General features: G+C 43.2%; 19 protein-coding genes. 11 read left to right on the forward strand and 8 right to left on the reverse strand.

From position 1 onward, the window contains the following. Positions 1-106: 106 nt before the first annotated feature. Complete coding sequence (locus BM090_RS00220) at positions 107-1,321, reverse strand: TPM domain-containing protein (RefSeq protein WP_091505551.1); 1,215 nt, start codon at positions 1,319-1,321, stop codon at positions 107-109. A gap of 310 nt (positions 1,322-1,631) precedes the next feature. Then, positions 1,632-2,918, reverse strand: coding sequence for an MATE family efflux transporter (locus tag BM090_RS00225; RefSeq protein WP_143083820.1), 1,287 nt, complete (start codon positions 2,916-2,918; stop codon positions 1,632-1,634). Between the two features lie 9 nt (positions 2,919-2,927). Between BM090_RS00225 and BM090_RS00230 the strand changes: the two genes are divergently transcribed. Genes BM090_RS00230 through BM090_RS00250 form a run of 5 tightly spaced genes read left to right on the forward strand, consistent with a single transcriptional unit; the run spans position 2,928 to position 10,927 of the window. After that, complete coding sequence (locus BM090_RS00230) at positions 2,928-4,112, forward strand: sulfite exporter TauE/SafE family protein (RefSeq protein ID WP_221405312.1); 1,185 nt, start codon at positions 2,928-2,930, stop codon at positions 4,110-4,112. Positions 4,113-4,146: 34 nt separating this feature from the next. After that, positions 4,147-9,144, forward strand: a complete 4,998-nt coding sequence (gene porU2, locus BM090_RS00235; RefSeq protein ID WP_177199791.1) for a putative type IX secretion system sortase PorU2 — start codon at positions 4,147-4,149, stop codon at positions 9,142-9,144. A gap of 46 nt (positions 9,145-9,190) precedes the next feature. Further along, a complete protein-coding gene (gene mce / locus BM090_RS00240) occupies positions 9,191-9,604 on the forward strand; it encodes a methylmalonyl-CoA epimerase (RefSeq protein WP_091505560.1) in 414 nt (137 codons plus the stop codon). Between the two features lie 21 nt (positions 9,605-9,625). Then, entirely contained in the window at positions 9,626-10,270 is a 645-nt protein-coding gene (locus BM090_RS00245; RefSeq protein WP_091505563.1) for a LysE family translocator, read from the forward strand. 6 nt (positions 10,271-10,276) lie between these two features. Continuing rightward, positions 10,277-10,927 (forward strand): 4'-phosphopantetheinyl transferase family protein, encoded by a 651-nt coding sequence (locus BM090_RS00250; RefSeq protein ID WP_091505566.1) that lies wholly within the window; start codon positions 10,277-10,279, stop codon positions 10,925-10,927. A gap of 1 nt (position 10,928) precedes the next feature. Here the strand turns inward: BM090_RS00250 and BM090_RS00255 are convergent, their stop codons facing one another. Genes BM090_RS00255 through BM090_RS00270 form a run of 4 tightly spaced genes read right to left on the reverse strand, consistent with a single transcriptional unit; the run spans position 10,929 to position 14,820 of the window. After that, on the reverse strand, positions 10,929-11,552 hold the full coding sequence (locus tag BM090_RS00255; RefSeq protein ID WP_091505569.1) for an IMPACT family protein: 624 nt from the start codon (positions 11,550-11,552) through the stop codon (positions 10,929-10,931). Between the two features lie 27 nt (positions 11,553-11,579). Next, complete coding sequence (gene lpxK, locus BM090_RS00260; protein WP_091505572.1) at positions 11,580-12,635, reverse strand: tetraacyldisaccharide 4'-kinase; 1,056 nt, start codon at positions 12,633-12,635, stop codon at positions 11,580-11,582. Positions 12,636-12,657: 22 nt separating this feature from the next. After that, positions 12,658-13,596 (reverse strand): hypothetical protein, encoded by a 939-nt coding sequence (locus tag BM090_RS00265; protein ID WP_091505575.1) that lies wholly within the window; start codon positions 13,594-13,596, stop codon positions 12,658-12,660. Between the two features lie 3 nt (positions 13,597-13,599). After that, positions 13,600-14,820: an MBOAT family O-acyltransferase gene (locus tag BM090_RS00270; RefSeq protein WP_317040719.1), complete on the reverse strand. Its 1,221-nt coding sequence runs from the start codon at positions 14,818-14,820 to the stop codon at positions 13,600-13,602. 388 nt (positions 14,821-15,208) lie between these two features. Between BM090_RS00270 and BM090_RS00275 the strand changes: the two genes are divergently transcribed. Beyond that, on the forward strand, positions 15,209-16,795 hold the full coding sequence (locus tag BM090_RS00275; protein WP_091505580.1) for an NAD(P)/FAD-dependent oxidoreductase: 1,587 nt from the start codon (positions 15,209-15,211) through the stop codon (positions 16,793-16,795). A 365-nt stretch (positions 16,796-17,160) separates the two neighbouring features. Here the strand turns inward: BM090_RS00275 and BM090_RS00280 are convergent, their stop codons facing one another. Then, complete coding sequence (locus tag BM090_RS00280; RefSeq protein WP_091505582.1) at positions 17,161-17,658, reverse strand: GNAT family N-acetyltransferase; 498 nt, start codon at positions 17,656-17,658, stop codon at positions 17,161-17,163. 503 nt (positions 17,659-18,161) lie between these two features. Here BM090_RS00280 and BM090_RS00285 point away from each other — a divergent pair. The 5 genes from BM090_RS00285 to BM090_RS00305 all read left to right on the forward strand — a co-directional run bounded on the left by BM090_RS00285 (position 18,162) and on the right by BM090_RS00305 (position 21,289). Beyond that, entirely contained in the window at positions 18,162-18,350 is a 189-nt protein-coding gene (locus BM090_RS00285; protein WP_177199792.1) for a DUF6132 family protein, read from the forward strand. A 170-nt stretch (positions 18,351-18,520) separates the two neighbouring features. Continuing rightward, positions 18,521-19,372 (forward strand): DUF5694 domain-containing protein, encoded by an 852-nt coding sequence (locus BM090_RS00290; protein ID WP_091505588.1) that lies wholly within the window; start codon positions 18,521-18,523, stop codon positions 19,370-19,372. A 10-nt stretch (positions 19,373-19,382) separates the two neighbouring features. Then, positions 19,383-19,703: a DUF2834 domain-containing protein gene (locus BM090_RS00295; protein ID WP_091505591.1), complete on the forward strand. Its 321-nt coding sequence runs from the start codon at positions 19,383-19,385 to the stop codon at positions 19,701-19,703. Between the two features lie 17 nt (positions 19,704-19,720). Beyond that, the gene (locus BM090_RS00300; protein ID WP_091505594.1) at positions 19,721-20,299 is read left to right on the forward strand and encodes a sugar transferase; all 579 of its coding nucleotides are present in this window, start codon (positions 19,721-19,723) and stop codon (positions 20,297-20,299) included. A 48-nt stretch (positions 20,300-20,347) separates the two neighbouring features. Next, positions 20,348-21,289 (forward strand): DUF2279 domain-containing protein, encoded by a 942-nt coding sequence (locus BM090_RS00305; RefSeq protein ID WP_091505597.1) that lies wholly within the window; start codon positions 20,348-20,350, stop codon positions 21,287-21,289. 159 nt (positions 21,290-21,448) lie between these two features. Here BM090_RS00305 and BM090_RS00310 read toward each other — a convergent pair whose 3' ends face one another. Further along, positions 21,449-22,045: a DUF3885 domain-containing protein gene (locus tag BM090_RS00310; protein ID WP_091505599.1), complete on the reverse strand. Its 597-nt coding sequence runs from the start codon at positions 22,043-22,045 to the stop codon at positions 21,449-21,451. Between the last annotated feature and the right edge of the window lie 75 nt (positions 22,046-22,120).

Genomic DNA, 22,120 nt, shown 5'->3' on the forward strand with positions numbered 1-22,120 from the left:
AGAAAATATTAGCACAATACACCCCAACAAACCCAAAACGGCCAAGAACTATCGTAATGCACGAATCATTCTTGGCCGTTTTGGGCACTTTTTCAATTATCTAAAATTATGAAGGCTGATTGTTAGATTCAGAATCTGGGCGCATACTGCGTTTGATGGCCTTTTTGATAGTTGTTTTTTGGCCGCCGTGTCGTGCTTTGCTCGGAATCGTGTAAGTAACCACGTGTTCGTATTTGCATTGCATACACACTTGTTTGCGTTCGGCCTTGCCTGTTCCCGCATACGTGGCCGACTCTACGACATTGTCATAAACTTCGTAATACGTGCGGAATCCGCAATTCGGACATTTTGTATATCTCGAAAAACGCGTTTTGTACGAGAGAATCATTATATCGTTTGGCTCACCCGAAACCCATACGTCATAATCAACGGCTTTCACGCTTTCTTCGGCTATTTGACCCGCTTGCAAATACACATCTTCTTCCTCTTCCGTGAGTTTGTGCATTGGCTTGCCTGTGGTTGGGCTGTTGCGCGGAGCATCGCGCCATTTTTTCATCAGGTATTTGGTAAAGAAAAACAGCCCCACAAATGGCACTGGGAACAGCACCCACCAAACGTACATGGAAAAGAACTTGAGGGTTTGGTATTTTTTATAAAAATCATGCGTAATCATAGCCCTAAACAACACGACAATATAAGCAAGCAACGTCAAGACGGTCAGGCCAATATAAATCTCTAAAGCCTTACTGCGCAATCGTATAAAGCCGTGTCGTTTCACATACGCAAAACTCAACTCTTGGTCGGTATCCAAGAGCAAATCTTTATTTTCGTTTACAATATCCGACATTTTTTCTACGCCTTTGATAAGCCCTTGTCCGTACTCTTTTTTGCGAATAGCAGGCATCATTTTTTCCTGCTGAATCTGCACGCAAAGGTCTTCGGGCAATACATAGCGTAGCCGCGCCCCTACTTCAAATTCCATGCGTTGCAAATCGCGCACAAACAGAATAAGCATGGTATTATCCTCGCGCCCCATTCCCCAATAATCAAACAATTGGTTGGCAAAAACTTTGGGCACTTCGTCGTTAATGGACATCACCACTGCCACCGTAATTTTAGACGATGTATTTTGTTCAATATCAGATAGAAGTGTGTTGAGTTTGGCTACTTCCTCCGCTGACAAAAGACTGTCGGGGTTAGACACTGCCCACAAATTCCCATCTGGCGGCTTGGGCAACGTATTCACGCGCCAATCCCGCGCCCAAAGACTTGAATGACAGAGCAGCAGTAGCGCAATAATGTATTTTAGAATTATTTTCATAATACTTTTACGGTAAGAATAGTTGTTGAATAAATATCATGTATCAATTAACAATCTGGTCAATATTAGTGCATAAAATCAAATCTAACATTAAAAGGGGATTAACCTTGTTATTTTATCAAAAAAATAAGCATAATTCGTCGCACATCGTACAAAATACATTGTCTGGCGGCAAACAAAAATAATACTTATTCAAGATCTAGCATACTCCAAAAGTGCATTGGGCAAAATTGTTTTTAGCGCAAGTATTTGTAATTTATATACCCGAAAAACAAAGCACAAAAACATATTTATTCTTTGATAAACCCCACTACATTAGCTCTCCATTATTTCTGAAATGATAACGATACAACGCATATAACGTACTGGTATAGAAGCAATAACGTATCAAATGCGAAAGCGCAATTCCTTCGATACCCCACGAAGGTGCAAGCGTAAAAATACAAGATAAATACACGCTGACCGACAACAATTCCATGACCAACATCAAGCGCACACGCGCCTGCGCCACCACGATACTGGCAAAAAAATAACTGATGACTTTCATAAAATCGCCTGCCATTTGGTATTTCATCAGGAAGGCGGCTTGCTCAAAACCCGCCGCATTGACCCACACCAACGCGTATTCTTTCACCAAAAACATTGCCCCAAAACCCAAAGCCGCCGCAGGCACAACCCAGCGCATCACCTCGCGCACATAGCTGCGTACCAAGGCTTTATCAGGTAAACTATTGGTTATTTTGGGATAAAAAATGCTGTTAATAATGGCCGTCGTGGGCAAAATATACAAGTCGCCGAGCCTGACCACCGCTTGCCACCAACCCGTTTGTTCCATGCCAAACCGATGTATCACGTACTCTCGCACATGGAAATCCACCATGCGCCCAAACGTAACCACCGCCAAAGCCGTCAGTACGTAGCCCCCAATCGCCCGAAAAGGAGAATTGCGCCAAAAAAATTGATAAAATTTAGTAGAAAAAAGCCAGCGAATAGGCAACGAAAAACGCACCGTGCGCCACACGTACACCCACGAAAACAAGCCCACCAAGGTTGTTCCTATCCAGAAATAAATCAAAGCCCAACCCAACGAAGTATGCCATTGCCACACCAAAACGCCACAAATCAGCACTACGGCCACGCTGCCGCCAATATTGATGAACGTGTAAGGCAAAAGTTTTTGCTCAGAAAGCAGCACGCCCAAAAAGAAAAAATGTAAGGCGTAAAGCCAAAGCCCTCCGAAAAAGACAATCAGCCACGCCGACGTATTACTATATTCAAATTCTGCTAAAAAATAATCGCCAAAAAACCACAGCAGCAGCGTAATAACAATCATCACCAACGCTTGCCAACCCAAACCCGCCAGCCATGCCCTGCGCCGCACGGAAGCCTTGGGCGAAGAAGCGTATTTTATCATGCCGCGATTGATGCCATCGTTGGGTAAGGCTATCAAAATTCCCGTAAGATTCTGGAAATGAGAAAGCAAAGCTACGCCAGTTGCTCCAAAGTATAACGCAAAAAGTTTGTTGATGCTCAAAGCGGCCAACGCACGCGCCACCACCGAAAGCATGGTTATCATAGAAGATTTAAGAAAATTCATGCGGCAAAGATGCTCAAAAAAGCCAAATATCAGCGACATAGCACGCACACGAACCGCTCGGCGGCGGCGTTAGCATATTGGATAAAAACCAAATCTATCTTACCTTTGGTAAGGGAATATCTTTTGCTCAAAAACAGTGTAATTATGCTTAGTAAAATCCTATTCATTTTTGTAATCGCAGTATTTGCTTTTGGTTTAAGTGCCATTTGCGGCGGCGGTGCGAGCCTTATTCTTATTCCCATGATTGGCCTTTTGTTGCCTGTGGCAGCCATTCCGTTTACGCTTACGCTGGGCACGTTTAGTAGTTCGGTTTCGCGCATTGTTATTTTTCGTAAAAATATCAACTGGCGACTTTTTTGGCTTTTTGTGCCCGCCTCCATTCCTGCGGTGATGGCTGGCGTTTGGCTGATTCGGTTTATTAACCCACTGTATTTGCAATTGGCGATTGCCTTGTTTCTGCTATCCAACCTTTATGAATTTTTCAAACCCAAAAAAATAGCAACCAATTCATTATCAAGCAATAACAAAAAGCAAAGCCCAATATCTGTGGTATTGATTGGCATACTGACGGGCTTGGTTTCGGGGATTACGGGTGCGGCGGGGCTGCTGTTCAATCGGTTTTATTTGAATTATGGCCTCAAAAAAGAAGAAATTATCGCCACACGTGCCGCCAATGAAGTGTTATTGCATTTCGTTAAAATAGCTTCTTATCTGTACGTCGGGGCTTATACGACCGACTCGTTTTATTTGGGTGTAGGCATTGCCTTGGCTTCTGTTCTGTCTTCGTGGGTGCTTAAATATTTGTTGCCTGTGATAAGCGAACGTACTTTCAGGGTGATTGGCTATGCGGCTATGTCGGCTTCGGGCGTTTTTTTATTGCTCAAAACCTCACAAAATATTATTGTTCAGGATAATATCTTGGTGGAAAGTAAAGGCAATGAATCAGAAATTATGATGAATTGGCGCGACAAAAACGTAATTGTCGAATACGATTGGAACGAAGGGCTCGAAATCGAAAAAGACATTACGCAACAACAATTGCCCAATCACTTACAAGAAAAATATAAAAAACTACTAACGCAATACGACAAGATTGCCCTCGAACAAGTTTTTATCCTGAATTATTCGCGAGGTTATGAGTTTTATTGCTACAAAAATAACACACTGACCAAGTTTGAATTTGATGAAAACTAAGATAGTTCACTACAAAATCCTTAACTTCTGTTTTATGAAACTCCGTAGCCTTACTGCAATTTTCATATTGGCAACCATTCTGTTTTGTACCACAGCCCACGCCCAAAGCTATGGGAATGAGTGGATTAATTATGCACAATCGTATTACAAAATTCCGATTACAACCGAAGGTATTTACAGAATAGACCGCGCCACGCTCCAACAAGCAGGTGTACCTGTCGGCAGCTTTTCGCCGCGCAACTTGCAACTTTGGCACAGAGGCGTGGAGCAAGCCATTACGGTAGAAGGCGAAACAGACGGCATTTTCAATGACGGAGACTATATTTTGTTTTATGCCAAAGGTAATGACGGAAAATCAGATTTGCCGCTTTACAAGCCCGCGCATCCTCCCCAATCCTTCAAAAATATTTATTCGGACACGGCGGCCTATTTCCTGACTTGGACGTTTAGCCAAATGGGCAAGCGTATCAGCTATTACGGAACTATTCCCACCAACCTCACACCGCTGTCGTATCAGCTCACTGAATCGATGCAAGTATTCCAAAATCAGTACAGTTTGGGTCAAGGACATTTAGATAATTATGGCAAAGTACACACCTCTTGGAACGGAAATGGCGAAGGTTGGACAGGTGCTTTATTAGAAAATAATCAAGCTGTAACCTATACCCTACCACTCAAAAATGTAGTATTTACAGCCACTACCAAACCCATACTCAACGTATTTTTGGCAGGACAAAATGGCCTGACACACCGCGTACAAATCTCGGTCTCCGCCAACAATGGGATAAGTTTTACACCCTTAGATACGGTTAGTTTTGCACAATATTACTGGGCGACTAGTTCGGTTACTGTTCCCAATGACCTAATGACAGGCAACACGTTACAAGTACGTATTACGGTACTAGGTTATGGCACTGGAGCAACCGACGCAGCGTCTGTGTCTGCCATTCAATTCACGTATGCCCAGAACTACAACCTCAATGGCCTACAGTCCCAAGCCATGATTATAGAACCGACCAATACAGGCAATGCGCTGTTGGCATGGCAAAATATTCCGACGGGAACAACATTTTGGGACGTAACAACCGAGGGATATACACGCCGACTCCTACCCGACGCACTGAGTCGCACGGGCTTGGACTCGCTGCAAAGCACACGCCGTCTGTGGGTTACAACAAGCACTTCCAATATTACAGCCACTCAAATTCAGCCCATTACGTTCCGCAATATCAATCCATCAGCCCATAATTATATTATCGTTAGCCACCCAAAACTAATGAAACCTGCAGGAGCTACTACCAATGCGGTAAAAGAATATGCCAGCTATCGGGCTTCGGCGGCAGGTGGTAGTTTTGATACGCTAATAGTAGATGTATCCCAAATATTTAACCAATTTGGATACGGCGAGCCTACGCCTTGGGCTATTCGCAAATTCGCCAGCTATATGCTTTCGGGTACACGTAAACCTGATTATCTGTTACTTATCGGCAAAGGGCAGGAAATTACAACCCGCTTTTCGAGTACCTACGCCCCCAACAACCTAATTCCTCCATTTGGATTGCCTGCCAGCGATGCCCTTTTTACATTTGGTTTAGACAACAATCTAACCAGCGTGGCCATTCCCGTTGGACGCATCGCAGCCACTACACCGCAGATGGTTTTGGATTATTTGGACAAAGTAAAATCCCAAGCGCAACTTGGCTATACTGACTTTTGGCGCAAAAACATGATACACATTAGCGGCGGTATTTCTACTGGTGAAATCAATCTTTTGCATAGCCTCATCGACCAACACAAAACCATTGCGGAAGGTGACTATTTTGGCGGCAACGTAACATTGATTAGCAAAAGCACTAGTGCCATCGTACAAACTATCAATATAGCCGAAGAAGCCAACAAAGGACTTTCCATGATTAATGTATTTGGCCATGCCTCCGTAGATGGCCCCGATATGGATATGGGACGCGTTTCTAATGCGCAAGAAGGCTACAACAACAAAGACAAATATCCTTTCGTGCTTATCAATGGTTGTTTTGCAGGAAATATATTTACAGAGCGTATGTCCCTCAACGAAGATTGGGTACTCGCCAAAGAAAAAGGTGCAGTAGCTTTTATGGCCAACACCGACGAAGGCATTATCAGCGTTTTGGATAAATTCGCCAAAGGCCTATACACCAATATGTTTGCAGACAACACGCTTTTTGGTTCTTCTTTAGGAAAAATACAAAAAATCACCACCAAAAATGCAATAACAGGTTCTTTTAGCATTTTGGATACCATTTCGGCCACCCAAACACTGCTGCACGGCGACCCCGCTATTGTGGTTTTTGGGGCAACCAAACCCGACTACAAAACCTCCGACGCTGAAGTTTCGCTACTCACCAACAACATTTCGGCAGCTACCAATGTCATTGAGCTACAAGTAATTGTCAGCAATTTTGGTAAAATAAGCAAAAAAAACATGCAAATTGGCGTACGCCGTACTACAGGCAACGGCAGCGTATTAAATTTTGCTCCCCAAACATTTAATCCTGTATTAAGCAAAGATACCTTAACGCTTAAGATTGAGGATTATCGCCCGAACCTTAGCGGCCTGAATACGTTTGAAATAAGAGTAGATGTAAATGACTCTATCAGTGAACTAAACGAAAACAACAATATTGGAATAGTTAAATATTTTGTACCAGAAACGGGGCTTGCAGCAATTTTTCCAAAACGATATTCAATTGTAAATCATGCCCCCGTAGAGCTAATCGCGCAGTCCACTAACTTGCTTTCAGCCAACAATAATTATATTTTTGAAATAGATACTTCGGCTCAATTTACCAGTTCGTTGCACCGAATCCAGCCCATTGCGGCAGGCAATATTGCCCGTTGGCAGGTCAATAACTTTCCTTTTTCGGACAGCACTGTTTACTATTGGCGTGTAAAATTCCAAAATGATACGGTATGGCAAAACAGTTCGTTTATCTACATTTCGGGAAGTATGTCGGGCTGGTCGCAAAGTCATTTCTACCAATTCACTGAGAGCCAAGATATTGGCGTAGAAAAAATCACCTACCCATATCGCTACTGGACAATGCCTGTGATTAGCAAGCGATTACAAATCACTTCGGCGGGTATTGCCATCAACAATCCTAATTATGTTTTTAAATTTGATGGACTTGATTTGTTCCATAGTGCCGAACCCAATCGCCTTTGTTCTATTACGGACGCTCGTTGGGTAGGTCTCACACTCAACGGCAACGACTTTTCTACAGAATTATATAACTATGCCAATACACCCAACTATTGGGAATATTCTTGTGGCCGTCAGCCCTCCGTACTTAATTTCTTTTATGGGCAAGATGCAAACTATCTGTCACCTTTAGTTTCTTATTATAAAGACTTTATGACTGCGCCGCAAAGAAAAGGATATTATACTATCCTGATGAAAGCAGGCAAAATCAACCATAACATTTGGCCAGATCAATTACTTGATACTTTAGAAGCAAGCTACGGCCTGAACAGAGCTCAGTTTTCGAGTATTCCAAACGGCGCACCAATTATCCTGATTACACGGCGTGGAGCTGCTCCCAATTCGGCTCGTATTGTTACTTACGACCACACAAGCCCGAACCCTCCAGACACACAATACTCAAGTATAGATACTATTTTGAATGCACAACCCGCCTTCGGAACTATTACTTCCAGCAGTATCGGACCTGCTACTTCGTGGGGAAAAATGTATTACAAAGTTGATAATCAAGGATTTGACAAAAGTATTATTCAAGTAATTGGCGTAACCACCAGCGGCGCGGATACTGTACTCATCAGCAATGTACCTCATTCAGACTATGACCTTTCTGCCATCAATGCCAGCATTTACCCGTACCTCAAATTGCGTGCTATCATGCGAGACACCGTAAATTTCACGCCGCCAACCCTCAAAAAATGGCAAGTGATTTACAATGGCGTACCAGAAGGAACTATTAACACTGATTACATTGGCGTACAAAAATATAGTATCCCGACGCAGCAAGAAGGCGCAACATTCAACTTGCCGTTTATGTTTGAGAATATCTCCAACCGCGATTTCACAGACTCGCTCAAGGTAGAATATACGCTTTTGTCGGGCAGTAATCCTGTGGTTAAATCATTTAATATCAAGCCATTGGTAGCCAATGATACGGTACGTTTCACCCTAAAAAATATCCCGACACTTGGCCACGTGGGTACTAATAACTTGCAGATTTTTGTCAATCCGAGACTTTTGCCCGAAGAGTCGTATGCCAACAATTTTCTGTCGGTTACTTACGAGGTAGTGGCCGACCAAACAAACCCATTATTGGACGTGGCTTTTGACGGTGTGCGCATCATGAACGGCGACATTGTCTCTCCTACGCCGCTAATTTCCATCAACTTACGCGACGAAAACCAATATTTATTGCTCAACGATACCGCTTCCATGTCTGTTACGTTGTCCAAATGCGATGGCACAGCGGTCAAAACAATTAGCTCGGCACAAGCCGACGTACGCGTATATCCTGCCACCGCTTCCAACAACAACCAATACCGTTTGGAATACCAACCTGCTACGGCTTTGACCGACGGCTGCTATACCCTGACGGTTCGGGCGCGTGATATTTCGGAAAATGGCGTAGGCGTGCCGTACAAACTCAACTTTGAAGTAATTTCGGCCTCGTCTGTTACGCATTTTTACCCCTACCCTAACCCGTTTTCGACCTCGACGCGCTTTGTGTTTACGCTGACGGGCAGCGAAATCCCTGAAGACATCAAAATTCAGATTATGACCGTTTCGGGAAAAGTGGTGCGCGAAATCACCAGACAAGAGTTAGGAAATATCCGAATTGGCAATAACATTACTAATTTTGCATGGGACGGCACCGACGAGTACGGCGACAAACTCGCCAACGGCGTGTATCTGTATCGCGTGCAAATGCAGCACAACGGCCAAGCACTTGACCACCGCCAGACTGCCGCCGACAACAATTTCAAACACGGTTTTGGCAAAATGTACATCATGCGCTAAAACCTTATTATTCAGCCATTAAACTATTTAATTCAAGACAATATTTATGCAAAAAATTGAACATCTCGGCATTGCCGTAAAGAGCTTGGAAGTTTCCAATCCGATTTTTGCCAGCCTTTTGGGCGTGGCACCGTACAAAGCCGAATCCGTTGCCTCTGAAGGTGTTACAACCTCTTTTTTCCAAATCGGAGAAAGTAAAATTGAGCTGTTGGAAGCCACCAACCCCGACAGCCCTATCGCCAAATTCATTGAGAAAAAAGGAGAAGGAATACATCACATTGCTTTTGCGGTAACAGATATTTTGGCCGAAATGAAACGCCTACAAGCCGAAGGCTTCGTACTCCTCAATGAAACCCCAAAGCGTGGCGCAGACAATAAAATCGTTTGTTTTCTTCACCCAAAATCTACTAACGGCGTGCTCGTAGAACTTTGTCAAGAAGCACCCGCCGACAACCAATAATTTGCCCGAAGACAAAAACGAATGATTGAAGCGATTATCAAAGGGGTCATTCTGGGACTGGGTTTAGCCCTCATGATTGGCCCCGTTTTTTTTATGATGCTCGAAACGAGTATCCAAAAAGGGGTGCGTGCTGCCTCTTTTGTTGCTTTGGGCGTGGCGTGCAGCGATACGATGTATATCGCCATGAACTACAACCTAATCAAGTATTTAAGTAATAATGTAGGCAATGATACGCGCGGATTTAACATTGCGCTGGGCGTGTTGGGCGGTGCACTCATGCTCATTTTTGGGATTGGGAGTTTGCTCAAAAAAGCCTCACGCGCTGCCGCCGATGCCGACCAAAGCATTTCCAAAAAAGAAATTTTCAGGTACTTTTTGCGCGGCTTTTTGCTCAACACCATCAACCCGTTTGTGTTTATTTTCTGGATTGCACCTGTGTCCGCTGCCGTGCGTGCGCAAGAAGGTTTCTCGCGCGACGTGATGTTTTTTGCAAGTATCATCGCCACTGTGCTCAGCACCGATTTGCTCAAAGTTTATTTAGCCCAACGCCTCAACCGCTTTTTGTCGGACACGGTGTTGCTTTGGTTCAATCGTGTGTCAGGAGTCGTACTGATAGGCTTTGGAATCAGGCTTTTATACTTTGCTTTTACCGAGTGGCAACAATAAATTTCTATGGCTATTGTTCTAAAAAAATCTATCGGCGAGCAAATACAGTGGGCTTTGTGGGAAATAACAGAGTCCGAACAGACACTTTGTCAGGAGTTTACCAGTCATTGCGACGTAACCGACAAGTTAGCCCACATTACGCACCCGCTCAAACGTCGCGAATATTTGGCCAGTCGTGCCTTGCTCCGCCAACTTTTGGTAGAGCAAGGCGTTGACCTGTGCAGCATTGCCAAAGACCAAAACGGCAAACCTTATTTTCCTGATTGTCAATGCAAATTTTCGCTTTCGCACAGTGCCCAATATGCCGCCGCAGTGCTTTCACAAGATGCAATTGGCATTGATTTAGAACCAATTACACCCAAAATTCTGCATCTTGCGCCGCGTTTTTTGTCCGAAAAAGAATTGCCTTACGCCTTGACTTCAGCCACGCACGCCACTGTATATTGGTGTGCCAAAGAAGCCATGTACAAGCTGTTCAACCAGACGGCCAGTTCACTACGCGACCATTTTTGGGTAGAAAATTTTGAGTTAGTCGGCAATACAGACGCTCCAAATTTCACTATAGGCCGCCTCCAAACACCTGATTTTGAGGGCAAAGCCCAACTTCAATTTCAAATTTGGGATAATCACGTAGTGGCCTTGGCTTGGCCAATCTGATTTATTCGCCGTCCTCTTCGGCGGCAGGCTGCACCAACTGCACGCCGTCTATTTTTTCAAAGCGCGTTTGCGCCGTTTCGTATTGTTTTTGCCGAATTTCGAGCAATATTTCGCATTGATTATCAAATGTTTGCCCCAAAATCTGCAAATCTAATTCTTTGATAATGCGCATTACCTCGTTCATTTGCCCATAATCAAAATGCACTTGCAAATGCTGTGTTACGATTTTTTCAATCACTTGCGCCACGTCTAAGGCTTCGGCAGTCGCCACTTTGTAGGCATGAATCAGGCCACTAACACCCAATTTTGTCCCGCCAAAATAACGCACCACCACCACCAACGTATCCGACAAATTTCGGGATTTGATTTGCCCCAAAATCGGGTCACCCGCCGAATGATTGGGTTCTCCGTCGTCGTTGGCGCGAAAGCGTTCGCCCTTTGCCCCCAACCGATACGCGTAACAGTGATGTCGGGCATCAAAATAAGTTTTATGCAATTCCGCCAAACGTTGTTTTACATCCTCTTCCGTGCGCACAGGATAAGCAAAGGCCAGAAATTTGCTGCCTTTTTCTTTGTAAATGCCTTCTGCTGGGGCTTCTATGCTCAAATAAGTATCTTCTGACATGAATTTGCTTTCTTCAAAAGCCGTCGTTTAGTTTTTGTTAAAAATGCTTTTTTCTAAAAAAAGTTCAAAACCTTCTTTGTCAAAAAAAGCCGTCCGAATAGGCCAATACGCCAACGGCACACCCGCAAAAAGTTGCTGCGTTTCTGCCGAAAGCAATTTTACCATGTCCTTTTCCGTACAAAGAATGACGGTTTGCGCGTCGGCCACTTGCCTGTATTTTTCCAAAATATTTTGCAAATCCGCGGGGCTATAACGGTGATGGTCGGCAAAGTCAAAATGATGTAAAAGCTCGTATTTTTCGCTTACGGCTTTGGCCAAAGGGGCAGCATTGGCAAGCCCCGAAAACAACACAACTTTCTGAAAATCAGCAGGAAACAACACATCAAAAACGGGCGTAGGCGCAGCGTAAGTAATGTAACTGAAAAAAACGGGCGTGTCGGGGCTGGCCGTATAAGCACGCACCCGCGCCGCGATTTGCTGCTGAGCAGCCACCGAAAGCGAGGGCGGACATTTGGTAACAATGACGGCATGTGCGCGGCGTGCGCCTTTGCGTGCTTCGCGAAGGCGGCCCATCGGCAACAAAAAATCGTCGTAAAATGGCCTTGCAAAATCGGTCAGCAACAAATTTACAGACGGACTAACGTAACGGTGCTGGAAAGCATCGTCCAGTACAATCGCCTGAACTTCAGGATTTTCTAAAAGAATGGAAGGAATAGCCAACACCCTATCTTCGCCGACAGCCACAGGCATTTGCGCCCCAAACGCCCTATAAAATTGCATCGGTTCGTCGCCCAGCGTCTCGGCGGTGTCGGCGGAAGTGGCCAGTCGGTAGCCTTTGGTTTTGCGGCCATAACCCCGACTCAGCAACGCAGGTTGGCAGTTTTTGGACAAAAGCCATTGCGCCAAATACGCAGCGTGCGGCGTTTTGCCCGTGCCGCCCACCGCCAAATTTCCGACATTGATAACGGGCAAGTCGAATGTTACAGATTTTTTTGTCCCAATATCAAACAAATGATTTCGAAAACGCGTAACGGCATCGTAAAGCACAGCAAACGGAAAAAGTAAGTATTGAAATACAGACATATTCTTCAAAATAAAGCTAATTTTATGGGCGATTTGGCTGATTTTTTTGATATAATTTTTCTTGCTGAAGCACCCATTCTGCCACTTTTTGAGAAACCATTCTACCCGAATTTTTCCATAAATGATTACCATCTGTATAAATGCAATCATTACTATTTAGCTCAAAACTCAAGTAATTTACTCTATATTTTTGGCAAAGTGTATTGATTTTTTTATTAAAATCAGGCATTAATTTATTATCAATTTCCAGCATTTTTTCATGCACAGGCAGCCGCACCAAATATACGTGTCCGTGCTTACTTAAGTACGAAATTATACGCGCTAAATACCTATACCGAACTTCTGAGTATTTGAATTTTGGTAGGTTTTGCGTTTCATATTCTTCAATTTTAGAGTCTAATCTATTTTTTTGAGACCCCTTGCCCATTGCTACATTTACTTCCAACCAACCATCTTGATGCAATAACATATTGGTAGGTTCTTGATAAAATAAATCAACTAAAGGCCTATTATAATATTGTAATAAATAAAAAATATTAGGATTTAAGTTTACAAATTTACATGCTAAAGCTAAATTTATTTCCTGAAAATTCGCCGAATCATTTGGATTTTTCAAGTCGCTAGAAATACTCCAAGGATCGATGCAAACAATAAAAATTCCGTCTTTTGTATCTGATTTTAACTTCCGTTTAATGCTTTCATAATAGGTTTGTCCAAATGGACTTTGACCTAAAGTAAAAGCATAATTAAACATATCTTCTCGGCCTAATATTTTATTAAATTCGGCTGGCTGTAATCCTTGTGCTGCCCGTGACGTGCCGATAATTAAAGACGTTTGGGAAGGTGTCGTAAATCGCAAATAAAATGGGTCTGTAAAGCCATTGGCTTGCAAGCTAATGACGTACAGAGATATAATAATTAATAGCGCAAATACACCACTAAAAAGCAATAATTTTTTCATTTTTTAGAACTGAAAATAAATAAATTTTTGTTCTTTTCCTGTAAAAAGAAAAATAACCATGACGATACAATAATACAAGAATAAACGAAGCGGTTTTGGCCACGAAATTGCAAATTTGGCCAACGGATGATTTTGTTCTCGGCCTATCCATTCCACCACAAAAAACAATACCGTAAATAAAGGTAGCGCAAAGCCAATCGTTTTAGTTACGAAAGTAGCAGCCTCTACTAATGAATTAACATTCAGAATATTAGTAAACATAGCGTCCAAATACTGAATGGCGTGGTGCAGGTCATTGGCCCTGAAAAATATCCAAGCAAGAACGGCCAAAATAAACGTAACACTCATATTAAATAACTCGCTCAGCGTCGGAAATAATCGGCCTTTCGCCACAATTTCAATATTATTTCGGTTGGTATTAAAAAGCAATGAAGGCAAGAAATAAAACGCATTTATCGCACCCCAAGCAATGAAAGTCCAGTTGGCACCATGCCAAAAACCACTGACCAAAAATATAATAAATGTATTGCGAATTTTCATTAATAATCCGCCCTTACTTCCGCCCAACGGAATATACAAATAATCTTTAAACCACGAAGACAAAGAAATATGCCAACGTCGCCAAAATTCGGCTATATCTCTGGAAAAATATGGGTAAGCAAAATTGCGTAATAGCTCTATTCCGAACAAGCGCGAACAGCCCAACGCAATATCTGAATAGCCCGAAAAATCGCCGTAAATTTGGATAGTAAATAGCAATGCACCCAAAAATAAAGTCCAGCCGTTGTGCTGATCAGAATGATTAAAAATTTGGTTGGCGTATTCGGCGCAATTATCCGCAATAACTACTTTTTTGAAAAAACCCCAAAGCATTTGGCGCAAGCCATCTACGGATTTTTGATAATTAAAAATACGCGGCTTTTGAAGTTGTGGCAAAAGGTGTGTAGCCCGTTCTATTGGCCCTGCCACCAGCAACGGAAAATAGCTCACAAATAGTGAATAATTTACAAAATTACGTTCGGGTTTGATGCGGTCTTTGTAAATATCAATTACATACGAAAGCCCATGAAACGTATAAAAAGAAATCCCGACAGGCAATATAATTTGCAGCGTAGTGAGGTGTCCATTTACACCAAAATTAGATAATAATTCCGCGAAAGAATTTGCAAAAAAATTATAATATTTAAAAACACCTAAAAAGCCTAAATTAACGGAGACGCTCAACCAAAACCAAAAATTTTTCTGTGCTTTTGTGGTGGATTCTGTTACTTTTATGCCCGTATAATAGTCTAAAAGTGTTGAAAATATTAATAGAAATAAAAAACGAAAATCCCAGCAAGCATAAAAATAATAACTTGCGGCCATAAGCAAAATATTTTGCCATTTCAAGTGCTTATTCGTTACAAACCAATACAGCAAAAAAACAATTGGCAAAAATATTGCGAAAGAAAGAGAATTAAATAACATTTTTGAATAATAAAAATATTTTGGGGGGGAGCGTTCCTCGGGGCGAAGATAGAGAAAAAGCCGCATACTCGCGTATTCTGCCACAATTTGTAAAAGACACGGCTAATATTTTTTATCTTTGCAGCCCTAATTTTTGACATTGCTCATGTACCAGACCATAGATTTAGTATTGCCGCCCGAAATCGCCTTAGAAAACGATGCGCTGGAGCAATACATTTTCCGCAAATTGGGTATTTCGGCCACCGAACCCAGTGCCGTTGTGCGCGTAACCAAACGCTCCATTGATGCCCGTAGCCGACAACTCAAAGTAAATATTTCGGCAGAAGTATTTGTAAACGAGAAAGTTACGCCACGCATCAGTTACCGCCTCGAAGATTTGCCGTTTGTGGGCAATCGTCCGCAAGCCATTGTGGTCGGGGCTGGCCCTGCGGGACTTTTTGCGGCGTTGCGGCTGGTGGAACTGGGCATCAAACCCATCGTGTTGGAGCGCGGCAAGGACGTGCGCAGCCGTCGGCGCGATTTGGCGGCCATCAATCAGGCGCAAATCGTGAATCCTGAGTCCAATTATTGCTTTGGTGAGGGCGGCGCAGGCACGTACTCGGACGGAAAATTGTACACTCGTTCCAAGAAACGCGGTGATATTCGGCGCGTGCTGGAAATTTTTGTGGCGCACGGCGCGAGCGAAAACATTTTGATAGAAGCACACCCGCACATCGGTACAAACAAGCTGCCTAACATCGTGGCGGCCTTGCGCGAGAGCATTATTAAGGCAGGCGGCGAAGTGCATTTTGATACAAAAGTTACTGATTTTGAGGTAGATAACAACCAATTGCGCGGCGTGGCCACTGCCGACGGAAAGCGTTTTGAGGGCATCGGGGTCATCTTGGCCACAGGCCATTCGGCGCGTGATATTTTTGAATTATTAGACCAAAAGTCTATTCTAATAGAGGCCAAACCCTACGCGATGGGCGTGCGCATTGAGCACCAACAATCGCTTATCGACACGCTGCAATACCATAGGCCAGAGCGCGGCAAATACCTGCCTGCGGCCTCGTACAGCCTCGTAACACAGGTAAAGTACAAAGGTGAAGATAAAGGAGTTTTCTCGTTTTGTATGTGCCCTGGGGGGTTTATCGTGCCTGCGGCCACGGCACAAGGCGAAGTAGTCGTGAACGGAATGTCGCCATCGCGCCGCGATTCTAAGTACGCCAACTCAGGAATTGTGGTGTCTGTGGACGAAAAAGACTGGGCTAAGTATCTGGATTTGGGAGCATTAGCGGGTTTGGAACTACAAAAAGAAATGGAACAACGCGCCTGCCGCATCGCGGGCAACACGCAACAAGCTCCCGCCCAACTCATGCAGGATTTTGTGAGCGGAAAGGTTTCTAAAAGCCTCTTGGAAACGTCCTATCAACCGGGGTTGGTATCGGTGGATATGCGCGAGGTGCTTACCGAACCCATCGGCTACCGTTTGCAACACGGCTTTAAGGCTTTTGGGGAAAAAATGCGCGGCTACCTGACCAATAACGCGCAAATTGTGGGCGTGGAAAGTCGTACCTCCTCCCCTGTCAGGATTCCGCGCGACCGCGACAGCCTCGAACACCCCGAAACCAAACGCCTCTACCCTTGCGGCGAAGGCGCAGGCTACGCGGGCGGCATTATGTCGGCGGCCATGGACGGCGAAAGATGCGCCGAACAATTGGCCTTGCGTTATGGCGGAAGCAATGCGTAAGTCTTTGGTTTAGAAAAAAAAAGCGAAGCTAAACATAATAGCTTCGCTTTTTTTGGGCTTATAAAACCTATTTTACTTAACTTTTGGTTCATATTCTACACTTTCGACATATTGTCCAACCTTAGTATTACTTTTAGATGCGCAGGGGAAAAAAGATAACATATTTAAATACAAACCTGTTTCAAATTGTCCGTCAAAAGATGCTATGTTATGGCGTCCAAGTTCTAATATTTCTTTTTTATTTAAGATTCGCCCCAAAGCATTTGCACCATTCTCGGCGCAAAAAAGGGTGACATGCTTTCCAAAAAAAGTTTTATAAATCTAATAACACACTGATTATCAAACAAAAAAAATAACAACAAAGTCTATTTCAAAGCCAATTCCATCTGAATATTGACCCGTTTGTAAGGCGACGAACGTTCTTTTATCTCCCGAAATCCGAGTTTATAATACAAATTAATGGAGGCCTTCAGCAGCGTATTTCCTTCCAAATAAAGCCACGAAGCACCCAGTTCTTTGGCCGTCCTGACGGCTTGCTGCCCCAACAACCAACCTATTTTTTTGCCTTGCGCTTTGGGCGAAACAGCCATTTTCGCCAATTCAAAATCATACACAGAATCGTTCATTTTGATAAGCGCACAAACGCCAACGGGTTCGCCTTCGTAGAGTGCCACAAAAACTTTTCCGCCTTTGTTGAGAATATGTTCTTCGGTGTTGTCTAAGGCTTTGTAATCGGCTTCTTCCATCTCAAAATATTGCGAAATCCATTCCACATTCAGCGATTTGAAGGCCGATTGATACTTGGCCTCATACGCTACAATTTGTATGTCTTTGGTTTCCTGAAATTCGTCTTGTTCTTGCATTGTCGTAGTCTTTTATCCAAATAATCCGCCATTGTTCGGCCAGCAGTTTGCCCGCCATTCTGCTGCAAATTCCCAAAAGCACCGGCAAGTTGCAAACATTTTTTGCGTTTAGTGGGTCGCAACATATTACCAAAACACTGCTTACTAAGTTTATTTTCTGGTTAAAACAAAATTTAAGTAATTGATTTTGAGTAAAAAGCAAATTTTATTTAGAAAAAAGTTACTTTTCATTTGGAATTTAAAATCCAAATCCTCACTTTTGTGACGGCAAATCGGTACGACCAGCTCCTGTTGAATGCCCCAGGGTCGGAAGACAGCAAGGATGTGCGGTTGTAGCGGTGCGATACAGGTTTGCCTTTTTTCTTTTTAAAGAAACCACAATTTAATATATACAAAGCGATTTTGGACAACCAAAGTCGCTTTTTTGTTTTTGTCCCGAACCAAACCTCCCAGACTTTTGTAGTACAATAGATATAAAATTTTCTATCTAAATAAAAACAGCCATGAATAAATACTTCATCATTGGGCTTGGCGTTGGGTTGGGACTGCTCGGCGGCTATGCGTATTGGAATTTTGTAGGCTGTGCATCAGGCACTTGCCCTATTACTTCCAAACCCCTGAACAGCACGTTGTACGGCGGTTTGCTCGGTTATTTGTTCGTAAACGCCTTTGTGAGTTTCAAACAAAAATAAGTCTAACTGACTTCATTTATGCACCCCAAAAATGGCACAAAACCATATTTTGGGTGTTTTTTATTGTAATTCACACATTGCAAACCAGTAAATTTATAATTATGTTTGAACTCAGTACTAAAAAACAAATAATTATAAATAAATAATGTAACATATATTAATCAGAAACAATGAAAATCTATATTTTATCTTTTGCTTTTCTTTTATCTTTTCTATCAGAAAATACGCACGCACAACAGGCCAAAAAACCAAAAGAAGTGCTGCTTATTGGCACATTTCATTTTAATAATCCTGGGGCAGATTTGGCCAAAACCGACAAATTTGACGTAATGTCCGAAAAGTCGCAAAAGGAATTGGAGGCCATTACTTCCAAAATAAAAGCCTTTGCGCCAGACAAAGTTTTTGTAGAATGGGATTATAACGAAGCTGCCGAATTGGATAGTTTATATGCGTTGTACATGGCAAATCAATACTTCGATTATGTGGCCAAGAAATATCCTAAAAACGCGTTTTTTAAGGAAAATGAAATATTTCAATTGGCTTTCCGAATCGCCAAATCGCGCCAACTTCCGAAAGTGTACGGCATTGACATCAAAACGGATTTTGCCTTTGATAGTCTATTAGTTGCCCTCGAAAAAGCACAACAAACGACACTCAAAGACAAAATATTTGAACGCATAAAAGAGTTTGAGCAGCGCGACAATACGAACCGCAAAAAATACACGCTCACGCAACTTATTTTGGAAAGTAATAAGCAGAGCAACCGAAATTTTGACCTTGGCTCTTATATTACACTATTCAATCCTGCGGGGAAATTTACGGATTTGACGGGCGCGGATTTGGTGGCCAGTTGGTACAGACGCAATCTACTCATGTATTCCTTTGTACAGAAAATCACCGAACAAAAAGATGATAAAATTGTAGTGCTGTTGGGCGCAAGTCATATTGCTTTATTCAAACAATTTATTGATTTGGATGAAAATTATAAAGTAGTCGAACTCAAAGACATTTTAGCGAAATAAACAGATAAAAATGAAAAATATTTATTTGCTGCTGGCCGCCATCGGGACGCTATTGCCTCTCTCTCAATTTTATCAATTTTTGGCTGTAAATGGTTTAGATATTCCGCTGTTTTTTGAACAATTATTTGCCAATAAAATATCCTCTTTTTTCGCAATGGACGTATTGGTTTCGGCGGCGGTTACTGTGTCTTTAATTGTCGTTGAAACCAAAAGAATCGGCATTAAAAATACTTGGATTTGTTATGTTGGCTTGTTTTTGGCGGGCGTGTCTTGTGGGCTGCCGTTATTTTTATTTCTGCGAGAAAAAAGTCTCGAAAAGCGAGCCAATTAATTGATAAGCCTTTGTGTATGTATGTACATTTTTTCAAACCGTTGCTTGATAAAATAGCGACCTTGTTGGGGCTGTTATTGCTGGGTTGGTTGCTGGTGATAGTGGCCGTAATTGTTTGGCTTAGAATGGGTAAACCTGTTTTTTTCTTACAAAAACGCACCGCCCAACACGGACGTATTTTTGTATTGTATAAATTCCGAACCATGCTGCCCGACGGGCAAAGCATTACGGCATTAGGCCACTTTTTGCGCCGCACCAATTTAGACGAGCTGCCGCAATTGCTCAACGTCCTGAAAGGCGATATTAGTTTGGTCGGGCCGCGTCCGTTGCTGCCCGAATACACGGCACACTACACGCCCAAGCAAGCCCAACGCCTTCGCGTGGCGCAGGGACTTACGGGACTTGCTCAACTCAAAGGCTACACGCAGCCGCTCACGTGGGCGCAAAAACTCGAATACGACGCGCAGTATGCCAACACCCAAACATTTTTGCTGGATTTGCGGATTTTGGTGCTTACGGCGTGGGCGGTTTTCTTTAAAAAACGCTTAAATCATAGCGACCTTTCGCGATTTGATGCACAAAATCCGCAGCCATAACACTTGTTTTGCTACCTTTGCGCACCAGCCAAGTACCCCGACGACCCAATGAAAAAACTTTTTTTATGGTGGCTTAATGCCCTGATTTTGAGCACTGTTTTTTTTCAGAGTAAAGCCCAAACCCTTCCCGCCGACACGCTACTAATGCCTTTGCCAAATGCGCAATTTTCGCACAAAAAGCTACTGTACGGCGGCGGCGCGGCTTATACCTTGGGCATGGTGGGGCTGGACAGACTTTGGTACGCGAAAGAGCCTCGTAGCAATTTTCATTTTTTCGACGACAGCGGCGAATGGCTACAAATCGACAAAGCAGGACATTTTTATACGAGCTACCAGATTAGCCGCGCAGCCACAGGGCTATTGCTCCAAACCAATATGCCGCGCCGTCGCGCCTTGTGGGTGGGTGGTGTTACGGGCTTGGTACTGATGACACCCATTGAGATTTTGGACGGATTTTCGTCGGCTTATGGCGCGTCGCTTTCCGATGAGTTGGCCAATGCGTCGGGGGCGGCTCTGCTGCTTTCCCAAACGCTGCTTTGGGGCGAGTTGCGCATACAACCGCGCTGGTCATACACGCCGACGGGTTGGGCAAAATACAGGCCTAATGTATTGGGTAGCAATGGAGTAGAACGCGCATTGAAAGATTATAACGGTCAAACTTATTGGCTTTCGGTGAATGTGCGTAGTTTTGTGCCGCAGGCGCAATGGTGGCCAAAATGGTTGTGCTTGGCGGCGGGATACGGTGGAAATGGAATGTTAGGAGGCCACGATAACCACTGGACAGACGCGCAAAACCAAACGTTCAATTATGACCACGTGCGCCGCTACCGACAATATTACCTTTCGTTGGACGTGGATTTTACTAAAATCCGTACGCGAAAAGCATGGGTGCGCACGCTGCTGTACAGCTTAGGGCATTTTCATGTGCCTGCGCCTGCGCTCTCTTTTAGCAAGCCGCAAGGCCTGCGAGGGCATTGGCTTTATTTCTAACAATGAGCGTTAGAAGATTGTACCAATGGTTACGAAACGGGTATTAGTAGGGTGGGATTTAGTCGTACTAAACTTTCTATAAGTACAAAAAATCAAATTAGCACTTCTGCCCGCCTGAAATAAAACCCGTGTTAGCAGTAGTTGTTCTTCTTTAGTTAGTCATAATCCGTCTTCTCGTTCTGAAAGCCATTGTTTATATTTCTCCTTATAGTTATCTCTCGTTTGATTGTCTTTCAATATAAAGTCCACGCCTCCGTCATAAGGAGCAACAATTATGTTCTTGTCAAATGAAACGAAAAATGCTCTTGTATTGTCATTTGCAATTTCTCTTAAAAGCTTGTCGTGATAGTTTGGTTTCCAAATAGTCTGTGCAAATGCTGGGCTATAAATGTTGGGCTCATCATATTGTTCAGCGTCAATTTTATTCAGTTGAATTTTGTCGAGCCGTACAAATGAAAAAGACTTGAATATTTCTTCTTCGTCTGTTACGTGAATTTGTCGGTTGTCACCCCAATTATATTCACCTGTCACAGTTACAATTGGTGTTTCAAGTCCCAACAAGTCAGTAATTATTTCGTTTTGTCTTGAAAGAAGAATTTCCCATTCGTTTTCATTCTCTGCATAACGTTTTGATGCTGGCAAACTATGAATTCTAAACCACCTGTCAGAATAGTCGTGTTTAAATAGATGCGAAATCGGCACTGTATTCGGGTAATTCAAATTCCATAAGTTTTGAAAATCTTCTTTTGTCATCATTTCGTGTTACAATTACAGCTAACGGATAGGGCTTTGCGTTCGGGTGGGTTTCGGAGCACAAAGCTTTAATTTATT

Origin of the sequence: Flexibacter flexilis DSM 6793 (assembly GCF_900112255.1) — a bacterium.
Classification (GTDB): Bacteria; Bacteroidota; Bacteroidia; order Cytophagales; family Flexibacteraceae; genus Flexibacter; species Flexibacter flexilis.

Coding starts and splice junctions, on each gene's coding strand:
- BM090_RS00220 (WP_091505551.1), bottom strand. CDS start 1,321: ATGAAAATAATTCTAAAATACATTATTGCGCTACTGCTGCTCTGTCAT.
- BM090_RS00225 (WP_143083820.1), bottom strand. CDS start 2,918: ATGAATTTTCTTAAATCTTCTATGATAACCATGCTTTCGGTGGTGGCG.
- BM090_RS00230 (WP_221405312.1), top strand. CDS start 2,928: ATGCTCAAAAAAGCCAAATATCAGCGACATAGCACGCACACGAACCGC.
- porU2 (WP_177199791.1), top strand. CDS start 4,147: ATGAAACTCCGTAGCCTTACTGCAATTTTCATATTGGCAACCATTCTG.
- mce (WP_091505560.1), top strand. CDS start 9,191: ATGCAAAAAATTGAACATCTCGGCATTGCCGTAAAGAGCTTGGAAGTT.
- BM090_RS00245 (WP_091505563.1), top strand. CDS start 9,626: ATGATTGAAGCGATTATCAAAGGGGTCATTCTGGGACTGGGTTTAGCC.
- BM090_RS00250 (WP_091505566.1), top strand. CDS start 10,277: ATGGCTATTGTTCTAAAAAAATCTATCGGCGAGCAAATACAGTGGGCT.
- BM090_RS00255 (WP_091505569.1), bottom strand. CDS start 11,552: ATGTCAGAAGATACTTATTTGAGCATAGAAGCCCCAGCAGAAGGCATT.
- lpxK (WP_091505572.1), bottom strand. CDS start 12,635: ATGTCTGTATTTCAATACTTACTTTTTCCGTTTGCTGTGCTTTACGAT.
- BM090_RS00265 (WP_091505575.1), bottom strand. CDS start 13,596: ATGAAAAAATTATTGCTTTTTAGTGGTGTATTTGCGCTATTAATTATT.
- BM090_RS00275 (WP_091505580.1), top strand. CDS start 15,209: ATGTACCAGACCATAGATTTAGTATTGCCGCCCGAAATCGCCTTAGAA.
- BM090_RS00280 (WP_091505582.1), bottom strand. CDS start 17,658: ATGCAAGAACAAGACGAATTTCAGGAAACCAAAGACATACAAATTGTA.
- BM090_RS00285 (WP_177199792.1), top strand. CDS start 18,162: ATGAATAAATACTTCATCATTGGGCTTGGCGTTGGGTTGGGACTGCTC.
- BM090_RS00290 (WP_091505588.1), top strand. CDS start 18,521: ATGAAAATCTATATTTTATCTTTTGCTTTTCTTTTATCTTTTCTATCA.
- BM090_RS00295 (WP_091505591.1), top strand. CDS start 19,383: ATGAAAAATATTTATTTGCTGCTGGCCGCCATCGGGACGCTATTGCCT.
- BM090_RS00300 (WP_091505594.1), top strand. CDS start 19,721: ATGTATGTACATTTTTTCAAACCGTTGCTTGATAAAATAGCGACCTTG.
- BM090_RS00305 (WP_091505597.1), top strand. CDS start 20,348: ATGAAAAAACTTTTTTTATGGTGGCTTAATGCCCTGATTTTGAGCACT.
- BM090_RS00310 (WP_091505599.1), bottom strand. CDS start 22,045: ATGATGACAAAAGAAGATTTTCAAAACTTATGGAATTTGAATTACCCG.